We start from the raw sequence: 20,879 nt of genomic DNA, 5'->3' as shown, positions 1-20,879 counted from the left end.
GTACTAAACTTGAATGCATATAATGGGGGAGAATACCATGAATGAAACATTCGAACTCGCTTCCGGCTATGACCCCCAGGGCGACCAGCCGGAAGCGATTAAAGCTTTGACAAAGGGTATCGAGACGGGAAGCAGGCATCAGACGCTGCTTGGCGCCACCGGTACCGGCAAGACCTTCACCGTATCCAACGTTATTCAGAATGTGAATAAGCCCACCCTCGTTATGGCTCACAACAAAACACTTGCAGGCCAGCTGTACAATGAATTTAAAGAGATGTTTCCAAACAATGCTGTCGAGTATTTCGTCAGTTATTACGATTACTATCAGCCGGAAGCTTACGTTCCTTCCACTGATATGTTTATAGAAAAAGACGCCAGCATCAATGATGAGATAGATAAACTCCGGCATTCTGCCACGAGCGCGCTTTTTGAACGCAATGATGTCATAATCGTGGCGAGTGTCTCCTGTATTTACGGACTTGGTTCTCCGGAGGAATACCGGGAACTTGTTCTTTCACTCCGTAAAGATATGGAGAAGGAACGAAATGCTTTGATGCGGGACCTTGTTGATATCCAGTATGAACGAAACGATGTGAATTTTGTTCGTGGAACGTTCCGGGTGCGCGGTGATGTGGTGGAAATTTTTCCGGCTTCCCGGGATGAACACTGCATTCGTGTTGAATTTTTCGGTGACGAAATCGACCGGATTACCGAAGTCGATGCGCTGACAGGAGAAGTGCTCGGGGAACGCCAGCACGTTGCGGTTTTCCCGGCTTCCCACTTTGTAACCCGTGAAGAAAAGATGAAACGCGCCATCGAAAATATTGAGAAGGAACTGGAGGAACAGCTGCAGGCCTTCCGGGATAACGGCCGGGAACTGGAAGCCCAGCGCCTGGAACAGCGCACGAAATATGATCTGGAGATGATGCGGGAAATGGGTTTCTGCTCGGGAATCGAAAATTATTCCCGTCATTTGACGTTCCGCAGTGCCGGAGAGTCCCCTTACACATTGATGGACTTTTTTCCGGAAGATTTTCTGCTTATCGTTGATGAGTCGCACGTGACGCTTCCACAGGTGAACGGCATGTACAAAGGCGACCAGGCCCGTAAGCAGGTGCTTGTAGACCACGGATTCCGCCTTCCATCCGCCATGGACAACCGTCCGCTTCAGTTTGATGAGTTTGAAAACCGGATGCAGCAGGCCGTCTACGTCTCGGCAACACCGGGGCCTTATGAACTGGAACATTCCCCGGGAGTGGTGGAACAGATTATCCGGCCGACCGGACTGCTTGATCCGACCATTGAGATAAAGCCTATTGAAGGTCAGATTGATGATTTAATCGAACAGATTCATGAACGCCGGGAACGCAGGGAAAGGGTGCTGGTCACGACGCTGACGAAAAAGATGGCCGAAGATTTGACGTCTTACTTAAAAGAAGTCGGCATCCGTGTAAAATACCTACATTCGGAAGTGAAGACGCTTGAACGTATTGATGTCGTACGGCAGCTGCGGCTCGGTGAATTTGATGTGCTCGTCGGGATCAATCTGCTCCGGGAAGGTCTCGACATACCGGAAGTTTCCCTCGTTGCCATTCTGGATGCTGACAAAGAAGGATTTCTCCGTGCTGAACGCTCGCTTATCCAGACGATGGGGCGTGCCGCGAGAAATGCGAATGGACATGTTGTGATGTACGCAGATAAGATAACCCGCTCGATGAATACGGCGATGGAGGAGACAAACCGGCGCCGGGCAATCCAGAAAGAGTTTAATGAAACTCATGATATTACACCGACAACAATCCAGAAAGAAATTCCGGAATTGATCCAGGCGACGATTTCTTCCGAGGAAACGAATGACTTTGACAAACCGGCGCTTGATAAGATGAGTAAAAAAGAACGGCAGAAAGTAATCGACGAGATGGAAGAAGAAATGAAGACGGCCGCCAAAGACCTTCAGTTTGAACGGGCGGCGGAACTTCGTGATATGTTACTTGAATTAAAAGCGGAAGGATGACGTACAATGCCGGTAGAAAATCTACAGATTAAGGGAGCACGGTCCCATAACCTGAAAGATATTGATGTGACGATTCCCCGCGGCAGCCTGGTTGTCTTGACGGGACTGTCGGGGTCGGGGAAATCCTCTCTTGCGTTTGACACGATTTACGCCGAAGGCCAGCGTCGTTATGTAGAATCTCTGTCGGCTTACGCCCGGCAGTTTCTCGGTCAGATGGAGAAACCAGATGTCGATTCCATTGAAGGCCTTTCCCCGGCGATTTCCATAGACCAGAAAACCACCAGCCGCAACCCGCGTTCCACGGTCGGCACGGTAACAGAAATTTATGACTACCTGCGTCTGTTGTTTGCCAGAGTTGGACACCCGGTTTGTCCGAACCACGGCGTCGAAATCTCTTCGCAGACGGTGCAGCAGATGGTGGACCGTATGATGGAATTTCCCGAACGCACGAAGATGCAGATTCTCGCACCGGTCGTTTCCGGGCGTAAAGGGGAGCACGTCAAACTGCTCGAAGACCTGAAGCAGAAAGGATTCGTCCGTGTCCGCGTGGACGGGGAGATGCGTGAAGTAAGCGAAGAAATCAATCTGGAGAAGAACAAAAACCATGACATTGAAGTAGTGGTGGACCGGATTGTAATAAAAGAGGGAATCGAAACACGGCTTTCGGATTCACTCGAAACGGCACTGGATTTAAGCGGCGGCAAAGCGATGGCGAATGTCATGGACGGCGAAGAGCTCCTCTTTAATCAGCATCACGCGTGCCCGCACTGCGGATTTGCCATTGGTGAACTGGAGCCGCGCCTGTTCTCGTTCAACAGTCCCTTTGGTGCATGCCCGACGTGTGATGGAATCGGCAGCCGCCTGGAAGTGGATAAAGAACTTGTCATTCCCGACTGGGACCGCACATTGAATGATCATGCCATTGCAGCGTGGGAACCGACCAGTTCCAATTATTATCCGCAGCTGCTTGATTCTGTGTGCCGTCATTTCGATATTGATATGAATGTTCCGGTGAAAGACCTGCCGAAAGAGAAATTGAATATTCTGCTGCACGGCAGCAACCAAGAGCGTATGACCTTCCGTTACGAAAACGACCGCGGCGGTATCACGGAACGAAATATTTACTTTGAAGGCGTGCTGAATAATATTTCGCGCCGCTACTACGGCACGGCCTCGGATTTCATCCGTGATCAGATGGAGCAGTACATGGCCCGCACCAACTGCCCGGGTTGTAACGGAAACCGGCTCCGGGAAGAGAGCCTGGCTGTCAAAATAGCCGGACGTCATATCGGAGAGGTAACGGATTTATCGATTAAAGATGCAAAGCAGTTTTTCGAAGAACTGGAGCTTTCAGAGAAAGAACTGACGATTGCCCGCTTGATTCTGAGAGAAATCGAGGAACGTCTTGGTTTTCTGATTAATGTCGGTATTGATTATCTGACATTGAGCCGGGCGGCCGGAACACTGTCAGGCGGGGAAGCGCAGCGTATACGGCTGGCCACTCAGATCGGCTCCTCCCTGATGGGTGTGCTCTACATTCTCGACGAACCTTCGATCGGCCTGCATCAGCGTGATAACAACCGCCTGATCCGGACCCTGGAACGGATGCGGGATCTTGGCAATACATTGATTGTCGTGGAACATGATGAAGATACAATGCTCGCGGCCGACCACCTCGTGGATATTGGTCCGGGAGCCGGCGTCCACGGTGGTTATATTGTGTCCGAGGGACCGCCTGAAAAAGTGAAAGAGGATGAAGATTCGCTTACCGGTCAGTATCTTTCCGGGAAAAAATTCATCCCGCTCCCGGCCGCGCGCCGTAAACCCGATAAACGGCAGGTGAAGATCAAGGGAGCAAAAGAGAACAACCTCCAGAATGTGAACGCATCCATTCCGCTCGGTCTGCTGACCGCTGTGACAGGTGTCTCCGGATCCGGAAAAAGCACACTGATCAATGATATCCTGTATAAGACACTGTCCCAAAAGCTTCACCGCGGTAAGGAAAAGCCCGGCGCCCATAAAAAAGTGGAAGGCATCGAGCAGCTCGAAAAAGTTGTCGACATCAACCAGGCGCCGATCGGCCGGACACCGCGCTCCAACCCGGCCACGTACACAGGCATGTTTGATGACATACGTGACGTTTTTGCGATGACAAATGAAGCAAAAACGCGGGGATACAAAAAGGGGCGGTTCAGTTTCAACGTGAAAGGCGGCCGCTGTGAAGCGTGCAAAGGCGACGGCATTATCAAGATTGAGATGCACTTTCTGCCTGATGTGTACGTCACCTGCGAAGAATGCGGCGGAACGCGGTACAATCGTGATACACTGGACATACGATACAAGGGTAAAAATATCGCAGATGTCCTCGCGATGACGGTGGAAGAGGCTCTGGACTTTTTTGAAAACATCCCGAAAATCCAGCGTAAAATCCAGACACTGTATGATGTCGGGCTTGGATATATCAAGCTCGGTCAGCAGGCGACAACCCTGTCGGGAGGCGAGGCGCAGCGGGTAAAACTCGCAAGTCAGCTGCAGCGCCGCTCCACCGGTAAGTCCCTGTATATTCTCGATGAACCGACAACAGGGCTCCATGTGGATGATATCGACCGTCTGATGAAAGTACTCCAGCGTCTTGTGGATAATGGAGACACGGTCATTATTATTGAGCATAACCTCGACGTGATTAAAACCGTCGACCACATTATCGATCTCGGACCGGAAGGAGGAGACGGCGGCGGCCGCATTATTGCATCCGGCACACCGGAAAAGGTGGGAGAGGACGGGGATTCCTACACGGGTTTCTACCTCAAGCCGATACTCGAACGCGAAAAGCGGCGCATGGCAGAGCGCTTAGCAGAAGCTGAGCAGGTTGCCGAGCCTTCTTCATCCTGAGCCGGATACTTTCAGCCCGATCCCGGAGGCCGGCCGGAGCAGCGGCTGATTTTTCCTGAAATGCTGAAACCGTACCGGCGTCGTTTGCGTAAAAATCAGGTAAGACAGTCTGAATGGTTGCACAGAACCCTCATATTACTTAAAAAGGAAGGGATCAATCATGGAGGAAGAACGCAAGCTGATATTAAAAATGGTGGAAGACGGAAAGATTTCGCCTGAAGACGGAACCAAACTGCTGAAAGCCATGAATTCGGACGACGGGGAAAAGCAGATGCAGGAAAACAGCAGCCCGGTTTCCGGTCCCGATTCAGGCGGGGCCGGACAGGAAAAAGAGAAAACAGAGGCTTCCACGGAAACCAGTCTGCCGACCCGGGCAGCCGGCAGCCGGCAGGACAGACGTTCGGGCTGGGATACGGAGTGGGACCGGGAAAAGCAGAAAGACCATGCAGGGGCAGCGACCGGTTTCTCTGATTTCATCGACAGCGCTGTCCGGAAAATCAAAGAACTGGATCTGGATTTTAATTTCGGGCCTTACCAGGAAGTGCATCACATTTTCCAGCACAAAAACATGGAGCAGACGTCTCTTGATATATCGCTGGAAAATGGGTCACTCGAATGGAAACCCTGGGATGAGGCGGATGTAAAGCTCGAATGTGACGTGAAAGTATACAAGAGCCGGACTCAGGAAGAAGCACGTCAGGAATTTCTGAAGGAGACGGTGTTTGAGGTGGACGACACGCACCTTCGTTTCTACACGAGAACGAAAGCGATGAAAGTCGACGCCGTGATGTATGTGCCGCGCCGGACGTATGAAAGTCTGCATCTGTACACGTTTAATGGTCATTTGAGAGGGGAAGACGTAAAAGTAAATAGTTTTTCCGCCAAAGCCGTGAACGGCAGCCTCACCATCGAGCAGCCGGATACGATGAAATGCCACCTCGAAACGGTAAACGGTCCGGTCAAAGTGACGGGAGGCCGTGTAGATGTCGGCGATGTGAAAACCATGAACGGCACGATTGAACTGAATTCAAATATCCGCGATCTGGAGGCGGAATCGGTGAACGGCACTATCGATGCGTTAATGGGAGTCACCCAGGATGCAAGGGCCGCTCTTTCTGCAACGACGGGGAGTATTTTTGTTACAGTTCCTCCGGAAATAAGAACGGAAGGGCACCTTCGTACCAATGTGGGCAACTACAATTATTCATTAAGCGATATGGAGATTCATGAAGAGAAGAAAGATTTTATTCAGAAATCGCTGCGCTTCACATCCAATATGGAAGCGTCGCCGCGTCTTCGTCTGAATGCACAGACGAAGACCGGATCCATTTCTTTGAAACCCGAAGACAGCTGAGGAGGCAGATAGGATGAAGAAATTAGTTCGAAGCCGGACAAACCGAAAACTGGCTGGGGTATGCGGCGGCATTGCCGATTACTTCGGAGTGGACCCGATGCTTATCCGGATTATCACAGTTGTTCTGTTTTTTGTAACGTGGTTTTTCCCCATTCCCATCGCTTACCTTGTGCTCACATTTGTCCTGCCCAATGAGGGAGACACGGTAGAATAATGGGGTGCCTCGTCCCGTTTCTCGTTAATATGGTAACCCTGATGGTCGTGGCTGGTTTCTTTCCCGGTTTTGAACTGGATGGTCTCGGGGCAGCGTTTACCGCGGCGCTGCTCCTGTCCATCATTAACATGCTGATTCGTCCACTGCTTGTCATTTTGACCCTGCCGATTACGGTAGTGACGCTCGGCTTCTTTGTTTTTATCATCAATGCGGCACTGCTCATGCTCACATCTGAATTGATGGGTGATTTATTCCAGATTTCAAGCTTTGGCATGGCTCTGCTCGCAGCGGTACTGATTGCACTGTTGAACGTGCTTATTAACAACTTTATCGTAGAACCGCTCCGAAAGAGCCGGTCGTGAGCAATAAAAGCAGATCTCTCTAATGACGGAAGAGCATTTCCGATAATCAGCAATGATATCGGAAATGCTCTTTTTTCAGCATCTGACTTCATGGACACTAAAGTCCCTGTAGAGTCATTCAGGGTCCACTTCCTATCAGCGCCCGCCGATGCTCATCTGGTACATAACCTTTCCCAAACCTGATTTCCAATAGACGGTGAAATCGTGCTACAATAATAGAAGCATAACTAGAAAAATTCTGATGATTCCAGCCGGGGCACTGTCCTCTGTGATGGAACAGGTAGAGGGGTATGTATGCCTAAAGTAAGCGCCAATGATTTAGTAAAACAATTCAACATGGAGGTGCTCGCCGGAAACGACGGAGTATACCGGGCTATTACAACAAGTGACATTTCGCGGCCCGGAATCGAAATGGCCGGGTTTTTCACGTATTATCCCGCCAAGCGGCTGCAGCTCCTTGGACGCACCGAGCTTTCTTTTTTTCAGCAGCTGAATGAAGAAGAAAAAAAAGAACGGATGACGAACCTTTGTACATATGACACACCCGGGATTATTATTTCGCGTGGGTTGATTGCTCCGCCTGAACTCCTGGAGAGCGCAGAAAATGTGGGTGTTCCGGTCATGCGTTCAGACGTTACGACCACACGGCTCAGCAGTCAGCTTACCAATTTTCTTGAGGCACGGCTGGCCAAGTCCACTGCTGTCCACGGGGTTCTCGTTGATATCTACGGCATTGGTGTGCTGTTAACCGGAGCGAGCGGCGTCGGTAAAAGTGAAACGGCTCTGGACCTCGTGCGCCGCGGCCACCGTCTTGTTGCTGATGACTCCGTTGAGATTTTCCAGCAGCACGGAGATACGCTCGTCGGCAGTGCGCCGGAACTGATACGGCACCTGCTTGAAATCCGGGGACTTGGTATCATTGATGTGATGACATTATTCGGTGCGGGAGCCGTACGTCCATTTAAGCGTATCGGGCTGACGATTCATCTTGAACTTTGGGATGAAAACAAAGCATATGACCGTCTCGGCCTGGAAGAAGCAACCCTTCAGGTTATCGATACCGAAATACCGAAGTATACGATTCCCGTCCGGCCCGGGCGGAACCTTGCTGTTATCGTCGAAGTGGCGGCGATGAATTTCCGTCTCAAGCGGATGGGAATCAACACGGCGAAGCAGTTTTCCGACCGCCTGACCGATGTCATTGAAGAAGGAAACCGGGAGGATTTTTAAGGATAGGAGAGAAGACAGATGATATACACAGCACCACCGATTGACCGTGTCGCGTTTGAAATCGGATCGTGGCCGGTCTACTGGTACGGGATTCTTATCGGGCTCGGCGCCCTTTTCGGGTTTTTGCTTGCTAACCGGGAATCGAAAAAACGCGGCCTTCCTAAGGATATTTTTGCAGATCTTCTTATTTTTGCTATTCCGGTTTCGATTTTATGTGCCCGTCTTTATTACGTGATTTTCCGCTGGGGATACTACGCAGAAAACCCCGGGGAGATACTGGCTGTATGGGAAGGCGGTCTTGCCATTCACGGCGGATTGATTGGAGCTGTACTCACAGCCGTCGTATTCACAAGAAAGCGCGGAGTGTCGTTTTGGAAAATGGCAGACATTGCCGCTCCGAGTATCATTCTTGGACAGGCTGTAGGACGCTGGGGTAACTTCATTAACCAGGAGGCACATGGAGGTCCGGTCACGAGGAGCTTTCTGGAAAACCTGCAGCTTCCGAACTTTATCATCGAGCAGATGTTCATTGACGGCACCTATTACCACCCGACCTTTCTGTATGAATCCGTCTGGAATCTGCTCGGGCTTGTTCTTCTGCTTCTGCTCCGACGCGTCAACCTGAAACGGGGCGAACTGTTCCTGAGCTATATCATCTGGTATTCAGCCGGTCGTTTTTTCATCGAGGCGATGCGGACAGACAGCCTGATGATCGGTGATACACTGCAGGCTGCTCAGGTCATTTCCGTTATTCTTATTATTGGTTCAGCCCTTGTGTGGGCATACCGCAGAAAAACCGGCCTTGCCTCCGCCCGTTATCTGGATGAGGATGGAAGCGGAGTCCCCAAACCGAAAAAGAAGTCTTCATCCAGCAGAAAAAAGTAAACACGGACCGTGAGGAGGCATCTTATGGAGATTGATACGATTCTGTTTGATTTTGATGGAACACTTGTAAACACCAATCCGCTCATTATATCTTCGTTTGAACACGTACTGGACTCTTATTATCCCGGCCGGTATTCGCGGGAGGATATTATCGGTTTTATCGGTACTCCTCTTCCCGAGAATTTCCGCTCCATCGACCCTGACCGGGCGGAAGAGATGATCCGGATGTATCAGCAGTTCACGCTCGATCATCATGATGCGATGCTTGAGGAGTACGAGGGAGTCACAGAAACGATTCAGAGACTGCACGAGCAGGGTTTTCATCTAGCTGTGGTGACCACAAAGCGAAAGGAAACGGCCTTGATGGGTCTTGAGGCATCCGGTTTGGCTCCGTATTTTCCAACCGTTATTACGCTCGCTGATGTGGAGCGGGCAAAACCTGATCCTGAGCCGCTCGAGCGGGCGATGGCCGCGTTTGGATCGAAGCCCGGTAAAACGATGATGGTCGGAGACAGCAAGTATGACATTCTTGCCGGAAAAAATGCCGGAGTGAGGACGGCCGGTGTGGCCTGGACCATCAAAGGAGAAGAACACCTGCAGTCTTATGAACCGGATATTATGCTGCAGACGATGCCCGGCATTCTTTCGTATCTTGGCGTGAAGCAGGTATGAGGCGTACGGAGCGGTATCCGGTCGAGTCCTCGAACTCTCTTTGGCAGATGTACAAAACGGTATCTTTCTGGAAAGTCGTCAAAAATTTCATCGTCATTCAGACCGCCCGCCTGACTCCCTTTCTACCGCTTAAAAACTGGATGTACCGAACCTTTTTGCGCATGCGGGTAGGCGACAAAACGGCGTTTGCATTAATGATGATGCCGGATGTGATGTATCCTGAAAAGATATCGATAGGGGAAAACAGCGTGATAGGATACAACACAACGATTCTCGCGCATGAATACCTGATTACGGAATACCGGCTTGGTGCTGTTGAAATCGGCAGTCATGTCATGATTGGAGCAAATTCAACCATTCTGCCCGGGGTGCGGATCGGCGACCATGCTGTCGTAGCGGCAGGTTCGGTCGTCCATAAAGATGTGGAGGCAGGGACCGTTGTCGGAGGGAATCCACTTCAGCTCCTTCAAAGCTCCAGATAGCCCTTTTCCCAGTGCAGGCGCCTGCCCTGGGAAAAGGGCTTTTTTCAACGGTTAATTTCCCGATTGACGCGGCTTGCGAAGGGGTGTAAACTACATGATATACACTTTATCTCTCTATTGCATTAGCAGACTAAAGCGTCATGTTTTTTTCTTTATTAAAAAGGAAGAAAGGGAATCTGGTATTCCCTTGCATACATAGATGCAGTGAACAAAATACCGCGATATGAAAGGAGTTCCCGTTTTGACTCAGCCATTTATGTTTGAGAAACCACTAGGCATGCGGGATACACTGCCGGCTTATTACCAGACAAAACGCGGAGTGGCGGACCGTCTGGAATCTGAAATTGGAAGCTGGGGGTATCTTCCCATCGAAACACCTGCTCTGGAGTATTACGATACGGTAGGCCGTGCTTCTGCCATTCTTGATCAGCAGCTCTTCAAACTGCTGGACCAGCAGGGACACACCCTGGTTCTGCGTCCTGACATGACAGCACCGATCGCAAGAGTTGCGGCATCAAGCCTGAAGGAGCAGTCTTTTCCGATACGTCTGTCGTACCACACCAATGTATTCCGGGCCCAGCAGCGCGAAGGCGGACGGCCGGCTGAATTTGAACAGATGGGCGTGGAACTGGTAGGCGACAGTACGGCCAGTGCAGACGGAGAAGTCATCGCGTTGATGGCAGCTGCCCTGAAAGAAGCGGGACTCGAAGATTTCCAGGTGGCGGTCGGTCATATCGGTTACGTCAATGCTCTATTGTTTGATGTGCTCGCAAGCACTGACGAGGTGGACAACCTGCGCCGCTTTTTATATGAAAAAAATCACGTCGGATTCCGGCAGCATGTGAAATCGCTCGAGCTTCCCAAAGAGGACGAAAACCGTCTGCTGGGGCTGCTCCAGCTGCGGGGCGGGGCGGAAAAACTGGAGGAAGCGGACGCGCTCGTTCATAACGGCAAAGCCGCAGAAGCGCTGGAGAACCTCCGTCAGATCCGTGATGTACTGGAATGCTACGGAGTGGAACAGCACGTCACTTTTGATTTCAACCTTGTCCTTCATATGAGTTATTACACCGGCGTTGTCTTTGAAGGATACGGAAGCCGCCTCGGGTTTCCGCTGGCAGGCGGCGGCCGGTACGATGAGCTCCTTGAAAAATTCGAACGCCCGGGCCGCGCCACCGGATTCGGCATCCGTCTCGACCTTCTTGTGGAAGCGCTCGGTTACACAGGAGAAAAGCCCGCTCAGACGTGCATTTTATTCAGCCGTGAACGAAGAAGCGAAGCGGTGGAAGAAGCGCGCCGGCAGCGGAATCTAGGAAAGCGGGTGGTTCTTCAGGATGAGGACGGCGTGGAAAATGTGGAACAGCTGCGCAGTCTCTTCAGCGAATGGATTGATTTGAACGGAACGAAGAAGGAGGACGAGGGCTGATGACAGAGCCATTAAAAATAGCGATGCCAAAAGGGCGGATTTTTGAAGAAGCGGTCGAACTTCTCCGCCGGGCCGGTTTTTCCCTGCCTCCGGAATTTGATGATTCGAGAAAATTGATTGTCGACGCCCCGGACGCAGATATGCGGTTCATCCTTGCCAAACCAATGGATGTACCGACGTATGTGGAACACGGAGTGGCTGATATCGGTGTAGCCGGCAAGGATACGATGATAGAAGAAGAGCGCGATGTGCATGAAGTGCTCGACCTTGGAATCAGCCCGTGTTACATGGCTGTGGCAGGGCTCCCCGAGTATGAAAAAACAGATATCAACCCGAAAGTGGCATCCAAATACCCAAATCTCGCTTCCCGGTATTTTAAGGAGCAGGGCGAACAGGTGGAAATTATCAAGTTGAATGGTTCCATTGAACTCGCTCCGCTTGTCGGTCTCGCCGACCGTATTGTCGATATCGTCTCGAGTGGTCAGACGCTGAAAGAAAACGGACTTGTGGAACTGGAGACGATTGTATCCATCACGTCGCGGCTGATTGTGAACCCGGTCAGCTACCGCATGAAAGATAGTCGGATTGATGATATAGCGGTGCGGCTCGCGGAAGTGGTAGAGGAGGACGTGCGATGAACATTGTGGAACTTGGACCTGAAGTGAGCCTGGAACGAAACCTGGAACAGAGTACAGAAAAAGAAAGAGAAACGGTGGAAGCCATTGTGGCAAAAATCCGGGAGAAAGGCGATGACGGGCTCCGTGAATGGACGGAATTATACGACGGCGTCCGTCTCGACTCCTTTTTTGTCACGTCTGAAGAAATGGAGGGCGCATACAGGGATTTCTCCGAAAAATCCCTGAAAGCACTGCGCCGGGCTATTGCGAACATCCGCTCTTTCCATGAGAAACAAGTGAAACAGTCCTGGATCACGACCGAAGAAAATGGAACGATGCTCGGACAGAAAATCACGCCGCTCGATCGTGCCGGCGTTTACGTGCCGGGGGGCAAGGCTGCTTATCCGTCGACGATTATGATGAACGTCATCCCGGCGCAAACCGCCGGTGTCGAAGATATTATTATGACCTCTCCGCCGGATGCAGACGGGAACTTGGCTCCCGGTGTCCTTGTGACGGCCGCAGAACTGGGTGTCACCCGGATTCTGAAAGCAGGCGGTGCCCAGGCGGTGGCAGCTCTTGCCTACGGTACCGAAACCGTTCCGCGGGTCGATAAAATCACCGGCCCCGGTAATATTTTTGTCGCTCTTGCAAAACGGGCGGTATTCGGGCAGGTGGACATTGATATGATTGCAGGCCCCAGTGAAATCGTCGTACTTGCTGATGACACGGCTTCCCCGGAGTTGGCAGCGGCGGATCTGATTTCCCAGGCTGAACATGATGAAATGTCTTCGGCTGTGCTTGTCACCACCTCCCGCAGCGTAGCGGAGCGGACGAAGTGCGAAGTCGATAAACAGCTTGAAACCCTGCCGAAACAGGACATCGCTGGTTCGTCGCTTGACAATCACGGAGCTATTTACCTTGCGGATTCGATGGAGCAGGCTGTTGAGGCTGTGAATCAGCTTGCCGGAGAGCATCTGGAGCTGCTTGTGGATGACCCGCACGCTCTGCTCGGAAAGATCCGGCACGCGGGCGCCATCTTTCTCGGTCCCTACAGCTCGGAACCTGTCGGCGATTATATGGCGGGACCGAACCATGTTCTTCCGACAAACGGCACCGCCCGTTTTTCGAGTCCGCTCAGTGTGGATGATTTCACGAAAAAATCAAGTATTATTTCCTACAGCCGCACAGCGCTTGAAGAACATGCCGGCGATATAGCTGAAATCGCCCGCCTGGAAGGGCTGGAAGGTCATGCACGCGCTGTGGAGAAGCGCACGAAAGGAGGAAGCCCGTGACAAATCGCAGCAGCTCAATCGAAAGAAAAACGAAGGAAACGAATATCCGGCTGGATATGAATCTGGACGGGGAAGGAAACGGATCCATCTCGACCGGCGTCCCTTTTTTGACCCACATGCTTGACTTATTCACAAAACACGGCCATTTTGACGTTACGATTGACGCAGACGGCGACACAGACGTTGATGATCATCATACGACAGAAGATATCGGTATTTGTCTCGGCCATGTCTTTCAGGAAGCGCTTGGAGATAAAAAGGGCATTCACCGATACGGTCAGGCGATGGTTCCGATGGATGATGCGCTCGCGCAGGTGGTCGTTGACCTCAGCAACCGTCCTCATCTGGAATACCGGGCAGAGCTTCCGGCTGCATCCATTGGCACATTTGATACGGAACTGGTACATGAATTTCTCTGGAAATTCGCACTGGAAGCAAGAATCAATCTGCATGTCATCGTCCATTACGGACACAACACCCACCATATCGTAGAAGCCGTATTTAAGGCGCTTGGACGGGCGCTGGATGAAGCGGTTCAGATGGATGACCGGGTGCAGGGAGTGCCCTCGACAAAAGGAATGTTGTAAGGAAGGATGTGGGAAGGACATGATCGGGATTATTGATTACGGAATGGGAAATCTTCATAGTGTCAGCAAGGCACTGGAGCGTCTGGGTTTACCGTATTTTCTGTCGGAAGACACGGACGAGCTTGCCAAAGCTGATGGTCTGATTCTCCCGGGAGTCGGTTCGTTTCACGATGCGATGAATCTGCTGAAAGAAAAAGGTCAGGAAGATTTCATCAAAAAATGGGCGGCGGACGGCCGGCCCCTGCTTGGGATATGCCTTGGTATGCAGCTCCTGTTTGACGGAAGTGAAGAAAACAAACATACGCAGGGTCTTGGTTTTCTGCCCGGTTATGCAAAACACTTCCCCGGCATAACAGAAGACGGTACGGCGTATAAAGTACCGCATATGGGTTGGAATAAGCTCACCTTTAAGCAGCCGCAGCATGATCTTTTAAAAGACGTGGAAGAAGGTCATGTGTATTTTGTCCACTCGTACGTGATTCAAACCGAAGACGAGGATGTGCTGGTCGCTGACAGCGATTATTATGAGAACGTTCCGGCAGTCGTCGGACGCGGGCGTGTTCTCGGCACACAGTTTCATCCGGAAAAAAGCAGCACCATCGGCATGAAGATTCTCGAAAACTTCGGCCGCATCGTGGCGGAAGGGGGAAACACCTATGAGTAAATTCGATCTTTATCCGGCCATTGATATCCGCGGCGGCAGATGCGTTCGTCTCCTTCAGGGAGATTATGAAAAAGAGACGGTCTACGGAGATTCCCCGGCAGCTATGGCAGAACATTTTCAGAAAGCCGGGGCTTCCTGGATTCACATGGTCGACCTGGACGGTGCCAGAGAGAAACAGCGGATAAACCATGCCCATATCGTGGAAGCTGCCCGGTCTCTGAATGTGAACATACAGGCAGGCGGCGGAATCCGAAGCGAAGAGGACGTGGCCTATTATCTCGAACGCGGGGTGGGCCGTGTCATTCTCGGCAGTGTAGCGCTTCATCATCCGGATTTTGCCAAAGACATGCTTTCCCGGTACGGCGGCAGCAGGATTGCCATCGGACTCGATGCACGGGACGGTCGTATCGCGGTGAACGGCTGGCTTGAAACGTCGGATGTAACAGCGGTGGCTCTCGGCAGAAAAATGGTGGAATACGGAGCAGAGACGTTTATTTTTACCGACATTTCAAAGGACGGCATGATGGAAGGACCGAATGTCAAAGCAACGGCGGAGCTCGCCCGGGAAACCGGAGCCGAGGTCATCGCTTCCGGCGGAGTGAGCCGGCTGGAAGATGTAAGAGAACTGGCTGCGCGCAGCGGAGACGGCATTGCAGGAGCCATTACCGGAAAAGCCGTATATACCGGACAGCTGGACCTGGAAGAAGCATTGCAGGAGGTGAACAGGCCGTGATCACAAAACGGATAATCCCGTGTCTGGATGTGAAGGAAGGTCGTGTTGTGAAAGGGGTGCAGTTTGTCGGTCTGCGTGACGCCGGAGATCCGGTGGAACTGTCCTCCTTTTATGACGGGCAGGGCGCAGATGAACTCGTTTTTCTCGACATATCCGCGTCTCACGAAGGACGCAAAACGATGGTGGATGTTGTTCGCGAAGTGGCGGGGACGCTTGCTATCCCTTTTACAGTTGGAGGCGGCATTAACACACTCGATGACATGCGCACGATTCTGCGGGCCGGCGCAGACAAAGTATCGCTGAATACAGCTGCGGTGAAACGGCCGGAACTGATCAGTGAAGGGGCGGACTATTTTGGTTCCCAGTGCATGGTGACGGCCATTGATGCCAAGTTTGATGAAGAACTTCATTCCTGGAGGATATATACCCACGGCGGACGAACGCCGACAGAATGGGAAGTGACAGATTGGGCCAAGGAAGTAGTGGAGCGTGGCTCCGGTGAAATTCTGCTCACGAGCATGGACCAGGACGGAGCCAAAGACGGATTTGACCTGTCCCTCACTGAAACGGTAAATAACGCCGTGTCCGTTCCGGTTATTGCCTCGGGCGGTGCCGGGGCGAAAGAACATTTCAGCGAGGTGTTCTCCGAAACCAATGCCGACGCAGCCCTGGCGGCTTCCATCTTTCATTACAAAGAAACATCCGTCGAAGAAGTGAAAAAGCATTTACGCGAGGAAGGAGTGCGGGTGCGATGAATATAGACGATCTTCAATATGATGAAAACGGACTGATCCCCGCTGTTGTTCAGGATGCGGCAAGCCGGGAAGTGCTGACACTGGCCTACATGAATAAAGAATCGCTTCAAACGACAATAGAAACGAAGGAAACATGGTTTTACAGCCGCTCCAAAGACCGGCTCTGGCATAAAGGAGAACGTTCCGGTCATACCCAGCAGGTGACTGATATCCGGTACGACTGCGACCAGGACGCTCTTGTTGTCGAAGTCATTCCAAACGGCCCGGCCTGTCATACAGGTACATACAGCTGTTTCACCGAATCCCTTCTGCACGAAGAGACGGCGCCTGCGTCCGGCGGGCGGTTTGAGATTTTGAATACGCTCGAACAGACGATTGCCAAGCGCTCTGCTGAAATGCCGGAAGGTGCCTATACGACGTATTTGTTTACCGAAGGCGTGGACAAAATACTGAAAAAAATCGGAGAAGAATCGAGCGAAGTGCTCATCGCCGCTAAAAACAGAGATCCAAAAGAGCTTAGCATGGAAAGTGCCGATCTTTTGTATCATTTGTTTGTCCTGCTTCGGGAACAGCGTCTTCCATTTCAAGATGTGCTCGAGGTACTGAACGAACGGCACGGGAAATAACAGATTATGAGTAAAGACGGAGTTCCGGGAGAATGATCCCGCTCCGTCTTTTTCTGTTGGATGCCTCGTGCTGCAGGCGCAGCCCGGAGTGAGGAAAATTGCCGCAAGACCTCCCCCGAAATCCGGATTCTGCCGCTCTGGCATGGAATCATGCCTATTCGGCTGGTACACTCTCTTATTTCCGCATAACAGAAAGGCAGAAGAAAATGCTGCTCAAGCAGACATCTTCTATTCAGCTCGCTTTTCTTACGTTTTCGTTGATGATATACTGAGTCTAACGCGTATGGTTTTTTCCCGTTGGAGGGGATACTAATGAAAACAGAACAATCTCAGGGACAGGTCATCCCATTTATTCATCATAGTGATTATTTTTTCAAGCGGGGCGTTCATGCTTATCAGAAACAAGAGCTGAAGCGCGCCGTTAAATATGTTCGACGCGCTGTGGAATTGAATCCGGAACAGGGCGTCTTTCAGTGTCAGCTGGCAGCCATCTATTCTGATATGGGTGAATATACAGCCTCTAATGATCTTTTGTCGCATGTACTTGAACATGTCGATGAAACGCTGTATGAATGCTATTTCTTTATGGCCAATAACTATGCCTATCAAGGCTTGTTTGATAAAGCAGGGGAGACAGCAGCACAATATCTTGTTCTGGCACCGGAGGGAGATTTTGCCGAAGACGCAAAGTATCTTCTGGAAATGCTGGAAACCGAAAATGAAGAGGAAGGTTCTCTTTCAGAGGATTCCGAAGCTGATGATGAACTGATTATAACGTATGAACGAGCGCTTCGTATGATAGAAGAGAACCGGCTGTTTGAAGCCGAAAATACTTTGGAAGATCTCATTGCCGCCTACCCGTACTATCCGGCGGCCCAGAGCCGGCTGGTCCGTGTTCTGTACTTGAAGGGTCATGTGGAAGAAGCCTTGGTGTATGCAAAAGAGGTTTGGCATGAGCATTACTATGTTCCGGCAGCATGCCAGCTTGCGCTTTTGTATAAAGAAGCAGGAAGGGATATGGAAGCTTCCGGAATGGCCGGGATGCTGAAACAAATTGTCCCGCTTGACCGCGACCATTTATACCGGACAGCAGCGGCACTTACACTGCTGGAAGAAGGGGAGGATGCCGTATTCTTTTTCCGAAGGTACCGTCACCGGTTTGCTCCTGAAAAAGCGGAGTTTTTCCTTTACTACGGGGCTGCCGCCTATCAGGCCGGTTACGTGCGGGAAGCGGAAAAACAATGGAACACCGCCCGCGCCAAAGGCTGCACAGGAGCAGATGTTCTACTGGATAAAATGGAGCATCATCTGTTATTCTCCAGTGATGTGATGCACGAATTATGGTCCGGCCCCCTGCTGTAAATCATCAGGCACATTTCTGGACGTAAGCTCAGAATTTGCTTAAGATAGCCGTAAAGCAGACACAAATGCATGTGTGCGAATGCCTAAGGGGATATTATGGAGGAGGAAGAGGAGTGAATCATCATGACAGAAGAAAAAATTTATGATGTTATTATCGCCGGCGCCGGTCCGGCTGGTATGACGGCAGCTGTTTACACATCCAGAGCGGAAATGTCGACATTGATGCTCGAACGGGGTATTCCCGGAGGACAGATGGCCAATACCGAAGATGTGGAGAACTTTCCCGGGTTTGAACACATTCTCGGACCGGACCTTTCAAATAAAATGTTCAGCCACGCCAAAAAATTCGGAGCTGAATATGCCTACGGCGACGTGAAAGAAATTGAAGATGGCAAGGAATATAAAATTGTCCGTGCCGGCAAAAAAGAATATAAAGCCCGCTCGGTTATTGTGGCAACCGGTGCTGTCTACAAAGAACTCGGCGTAGATGGTGAAAATGAACTGGGCGGCCGCGGTGTATCCTACTGCGCGGTATGTGACGGGGCTTTCTTCCGTGACAAGGAAATTGTAGTCGTCGGAGGCGGGGATTCCGCTGTGGAAGAAGCGGTGTATCTGACCCGTTTTGCTTCCAAAGTAACGGTAATCCACCGCCGGGATGAACTGAGAGCACAGAAAATCCTGCAGCAGCGGGCGTTTGTGAACGACAAAATTGACTTTAAATGGAGTCATGTTGTGAAAGAGATCAACGACAAAGACGGTAAAGTCGGAAGTGTGACGCTCACCGATCTGAATTCCGGCGAAGATTATGAATTCGAAACGAACGGCGCCTTCATCTATATCGGCATGATTCCGTTAAATGATGCTGTCAAAGGATTAGGTATCACGAACGAAGAAGGCTATATTGAAACGAATGAAGAAATGGAAACAAAAATTCCGGGAGTGTATGCGGTTGGAGATCTCCGCGAAAAATCACTCCGCCAGATTGTGACAGCGACCGGAGATGGATCCATCGCAGCACAGACCGCGCAGGAATACGTGGAGGAACTGAAGAGTACGGTCAATGCCTGAATGGCCTCTTTACAAAAGTTAAAGGGATTTTAACGTAACTGTAACCCCTGTGAAACAGTGAATGTGGTAATATGAACACAGTAATTGACCCCCTTTAAATATTATGTGGAGCAGCACAGGCAGAGGCCTGTGCTCTTTTTTTTGACAGAAAAGAAAGGGACTTTCTCAGTGTGTACAGCCTGCTTCTGTGCGTTCGTCTTTATTGAAAAATTGAGCAGGTGCCTTCCGGCATAGTATACTGAATAGAGATAGAGCGGAGGGTAAACGATGCAGCGGATAACAAATTGTTTTCTTCATAATACAAAAGATGTCCTCTTACTGCAGAAACCGAGCCGGAACTGGTGGGTTCCACCGGGTGGAAAAATGGAAAGCGGAGAATCTGTAAGGGAGGCTGTTCTGCGGGAATACCGGGAAGAAACCGGCTTAACCCTGCTTGACCCACTGCTTCGGGGAGTATTTACCTTTTTGGTGATGGGTGATGAGGATCTGTTCTCGGAGTGGATGATGTTCAGTTTTGAAGCCCGGTCAAGCCGCGGCACAATACTGGAAGAATCGCCGGAAGGAAAACTGGAGCATGTTCCCGTGGAAAGAACGGCCGGCCTTCCGATGGCAGAGGGAGACCGGACGATTTTCCGTCACGTACTGGAAGATACAGGAGTTCTTTACGGCACGTTCCACTATGACCGGGATTTCAATCTCCTGCATTCCCATTTTGATAAGGAGGAGCTGTAATTGGCAGAAAACAGGGGGAAAGATATACAAATGGAACAACCGCAGGAGGATATTCATGTCGTCATTATTACCGGCATGTCCGGAGCGGGCAAAACCGTTGCTGTCCAAAGTTTTGAAGACATGGGCTACTACTGCGTGGATAACCTGCCGCCGGCACTGATTCCAACATTTGTGGAACTGATTGAAAATTCAGGCGGGCAGATGAATAAAGTGGCGCTGGTTATTGATCTCAGGGGCAGGGAATTTTTTGACCACTTGTTTGAAGCGGTGGATAACCTGCGTCTGAAAGCTCACTTAAGCACACACATTCTATTTCTGGATGCCAAAGATGAAGTACTCGTGCAGCGTTTTAAAGAGACGCGGCGTTCTCATCCGCTTGCGGCCTCGGAAACACCGCTTGAAGGGATTCATCAGGAACGGGAGATTCTGGAAGACCTAAAAGGGCGGGCCCGTCAGATTATTGACACGACCGGACTGCATCCAAAGCAGCTGCGGGAAAGGATTATACAGACTTTTTCCGCGCCGGAAAAGGATGCATTCTCGGTTAACGTCCTGTCGTTTGGTTACAAATACGGCCTGCCAATTGATGCGGATCTCGTGTTTGATGTGCGTTTTCTGCCCAATCCTCATTATATTGACCACCTCAAACCAAAAACCGGATTGGAAGAAGAAGTATCATCCTATGTGTTAAAATGGACGGAGACGAAAGAGTTTATCGAAAAACTGCTTGATATGTTAAGTTTTATGCTTCCACAATACAAACGGGAAGGAAAGAGCCAGCTGATTATTGCCATCGGCTGTACCGGAGGCAAACACCGCTCGGTCACGCTGGCCGAATACACAGCCGATTATTTCGCCGAGGGATATGCTGTGCATAAAACCCACCGCGATATTGAGAAAGGGAAGGAATAG

At 50.9% G+C, this 20,879-nt stretch carries 21 protein-coding genes; all 21 read left to right on the top strand.

Going from position 1 to position 20,879, the window contains the following annotated elements; genetic code table 11:
• The first annotated feature begins 37 nt into the window (after nucleotides 1-37).
• The 21 genes from uvrB (at nucleotide 38) to rapZ (ending at nucleotide 20,879) form a co-directional block, all read left to right on the top strand.
• Nucleotides 38-2,014, top strand: coding sequence for an excinuclease ABC subunit UvrB (gene uvrB, locus BM058_RS06960; protein WP_090926309.1), 1,977 nt, complete (start codon nucleotides 38-40; stop codon nucleotides 2,012-2,014).
• Between the two features lie 6 nt (nucleotides 2,015-2,020).
• Nucleotides 2,021-4,906, top strand: coding sequence for an excinuclease ABC subunit UvrA (gene uvrA, locus BM058_RS06955; protein ID WP_090926308.1), 2,886 nt, complete (start codon nucleotides 2,021-2,023; stop codon nucleotides 4,904-4,906).
• A 160-nt stretch (nucleotides 4,907-5,066) separates the two neighbouring features.
• The gene (locus BM058_RS06950; protein WP_090926307.1) at nucleotides 5,067-6,260 is read left to right on the top strand and encodes a DUF4097 family beta strand repeat-containing protein; all 1,194 of its coding nucleotides are present in this window, start codon (nucleotides 5,067-5,069) and stop codon (nucleotides 6,258-6,260) included.
• 13 nt (nucleotides 6,261-6,273) lie between these two features.
• Nucleotides 6,274-6,474 (top strand): PspC domain-containing protein, encoded by a 201-nt coding sequence (locus BM058_RS06945; RefSeq protein WP_090926306.1) that lies wholly within the window; start codon nucleotides 6,274-6,276, stop codon nucleotides 6,472-6,474.
• Nucleotides 6,474-6,836, top strand: a complete 363-nt coding sequence (locus BM058_RS06940) for a phage holin family protein (protein WP_090926305.1) — start codon at nucleotides 6,474-6,476, stop codon at nucleotides 6,834-6,836. The genes BM058_RS06945 and BM058_RS06940 overlap by 1 nt, the downstream gene beginning before the upstream one ends.
• A 294-nt stretch (nucleotides 6,837-7,130) precedes the next feature.
• A complete protein-coding gene (gene hprK, locus BM058_RS06935) occupies nucleotides 7,131-8,066 on the top strand; it encodes an HPr(Ser) kinase/phosphatase (RefSeq protein WP_090926304.1) in 936 nt (311 codons plus the stop codon).
• A gap of 18 nt (nucleotides 8,067-8,084) precedes the next feature.
• Entirely contained in the window at nucleotides 8,085-8,951 is an 867-nt protein-coding gene (gene lgt / locus BM058_RS06930; protein ID WP_090926303.1) for a prolipoprotein diacylglyceryl transferase, read from the top strand.
• Nucleotides 8,952-8,975: 24 nt separating this feature from the next.
• Entirely contained in the window at nucleotides 8,976-9,623 is a 648-nt protein-coding gene (gene ppaX, locus BM058_RS06925; RefSeq protein ID WP_090926302.1) for a pyrophosphatase PpaX, read from the top strand.
• Entirely contained in the window at nucleotides 9,620-10,105 is a 486-nt protein-coding gene (locus BM058_RS06920) for an acyltransferase (protein ID WP_090926301.1), read from the top strand. The genes ppaX and BM058_RS06920 overlap by 4 nt, the downstream gene beginning before the upstream one ends.
• A 241-nt stretch (nucleotides 10,106-10,346) precedes the next feature.
• On the top strand, nucleotides 10,347-11,528 hold the full coding sequence (locus tag BM058_RS06915; protein ID WP_090926300.1) for an ATP phosphoribosyltransferase regulatory subunit: 1,182 nt from the start codon (nucleotides 10,347-10,349) through the stop codon (nucleotides 11,526-11,528).
• Complete coding sequence (gene hisG, locus BM058_RS06910; protein WP_090926299.1) at nucleotides 11,528-12,166, top strand: ATP phosphoribosyltransferase; 639 nt, start codon at nucleotides 11,528-11,530, stop codon at nucleotides 12,164-12,166. Before BM058_RS06915 ends, hisG begins: the two co-directional genes overlap by 1 nt.
• On the top strand, nucleotides 12,163-13,440 hold the full coding sequence (gene hisD, locus BM058_RS06905; protein ID WP_090926298.1) for a histidinol dehydrogenase: 1,278 nt from the start codon (nucleotides 12,163-12,165) through the stop codon (nucleotides 13,438-13,440). Before hisG ends, hisD begins: the two co-directional genes overlap by 4 nt.
• The gene (gene hisB, locus BM058_RS06900) at nucleotides 13,437-14,027 is read left to right on the top strand and encodes an imidazoleglycerol-phosphate dehydratase HisB (RefSeq protein ID WP_090926297.1); all 591 of its coding nucleotides are present in this window, start codon (nucleotides 13,437-13,439) and stop codon (nucleotides 14,025-14,027) included. The genes hisD and hisB overlap by 4 nt, the downstream gene beginning before the upstream one ends.
• 19 nt (nucleotides 14,028-14,046) lie before the next feature.
• Nucleotides 14,047-14,691 (top strand): imidazole glycerol phosphate synthase subunit HisH, encoded by a 645-nt coding sequence (gene hisH / locus BM058_RS06895; RefSeq protein WP_090926296.1) that lies wholly within the window; start codon nucleotides 14,047-14,049, stop codon nucleotides 14,689-14,691.
• Nucleotides 14,684-15,424, top strand: a complete 741-nt coding sequence (hisA, locus tag BM058_RS06890) for a 1-(5-phosphoribosyl)-5-[(5-phosphoribosylamino)methylideneamino]imidazole-4-carboxamide isomerase (RefSeq protein ID WP_090926295.1) — start codon at nucleotides 14,684-14,686, stop codon at nucleotides 15,422-15,424. Before hisH ends, hisA begins: the two co-directional genes overlap by 8 nt.
• On the top strand, nucleotides 15,421-16,179 hold the full coding sequence (gene hisF, locus BM058_RS06885; protein WP_090926294.1) for an imidazole glycerol phosphate synthase subunit HisF: 759 nt from the start codon (nucleotides 15,421-15,423) through the stop codon (nucleotides 16,177-16,179). Before hisA ends, hisF begins: the two co-directional genes overlap by 4 nt.
• Entirely contained in the window at nucleotides 16,176-16,805 is a 630-nt protein-coding gene (gene hisIE, locus BM058_RS06880; RefSeq protein ID WP_090926293.1) for a bifunctional phosphoribosyl-AMP cyclohydrolase/phosphoribosyl-ATP diphosphatase HisIE, read from the top strand. The genes hisF and hisIE overlap by 4 nt, the downstream gene beginning before the upstream one ends.
• 312 nt (nucleotides 16,806-17,117) lie before the next feature.
• Nucleotides 17,118-18,167 (top strand): tetratricopeptide repeat protein, encoded by a 1,050-nt coding sequence (locus BM058_RS06875; RefSeq protein ID WP_090926292.1) that lies wholly within the window; start codon nucleotides 17,118-17,120, stop codon nucleotides 18,165-18,167.
• Between the two features lie 123 nt (nucleotides 18,168-18,290).
• Entirely contained in the window at nucleotides 18,291-19,235 is a 945-nt protein-coding gene (gene trxB, locus BM058_RS06870; protein ID WP_090926291.1) for a thioredoxin-disulfide reductase, read from the top strand.
• A 267-nt stretch (nucleotides 19,236-19,502) separates the two neighbouring features.
• Entirely contained in the window at nucleotides 19,503-19,967 is a 465-nt protein-coding gene (locus BM058_RS06865; protein WP_090926290.1) for an NUDIX hydrolase, read from the top strand.
• Between the two features lie 30 nt (nucleotides 19,968-19,997).
• Nucleotides 19,998-20,879 carry an RNase adapter RapZ gene (rapZ, locus tag BM058_RS06860; protein ID WP_090926422.1) on the top strand — a complete coding sequence of 294 codons (882 nt, stop codon included), beginning with the start codon at nucleotides 19,998-20,000 and terminating at the stop codon, nucleotides 20,877-20,879.

The organism is Salibacterium qingdaonense, assembly GCF_900114715.1.
GTDB classification, from domain to species: Bacteria; Bacillota; Bacilli; order Bacillales; family Marinococcaceae; genus Salibacterium; species Salibacterium qingdaonense.
Note: the sequence above shows the minus strand (reverse complement) of the source record. Positions and strands in the feature narration are given on the sequence as shown.